This window comes from Treponema sp. R8-4-B8 (assembly GCF_054786175.1).
The window spans coordinates 1-529 of record NZ_BDHE01000296.1; the positions used below are offsets into that span (position 1 = coordinate 1).

Genomic DNA, 529 nt, shown 5'->3' on the forward strand with positions numbered 1-529 from the left:
TGCTGCAACGTCAGGAACACGCCGACCGCGATGGCCAAAATCATGCAAACGGACTCGATTTTGTTCAGGCGGTTGCTCTTCTCAATGATGAAGATATCGCTACGCTGCGAGAGCATCTCTTTGTACTCGGCGTCGGAGCTGTCTCTTATACACATCTATCATGCGAGAATACAAAATCTTTTAAAATCTTTTTAAATCATTTTAAAATCATTTTAAAATCATTTTAAAATCATTTTAAGACGAAAGGCGCTCCGCGCCTTTCATAGATAAATGCGGGGTAAACCCCGCATTTTCAATCAAAAAAAGCCTTAAAGTCAAATTCTTTTTTAGACGAAGCCTTCGGCTTCATAGATAAATGCGGGGCTAAACCCCGCATTTTCAATCAAAACACCGATGTTTTGACGTTATCTTTTGATTGAAGTTCGGGGGTTTACCCCCGAACTATCTATGGAAGGCGAAGCCTTCCGTCTAAAAAAGATTTTAATGATTTTAAAGATTTTGACTTTATCTGTAGCCTTCCGTCTAAAAA

General features: G+C 39.5%; 1 protein-coding gene. It reads left to right on the forward strand.

The genetic code is table 11. The annotated features are described in order from the left end of the window. Nucleotides 1-227, forward strand: a 227-nt coding sequence (locus ACYVRA_RS08470; protein WP_461252286.1) for a hypothetical protein, incomplete at its 5' end; no start/stop codon positions are given. Nucleotides 228-529: the final 302 nt, after the last annotated feature.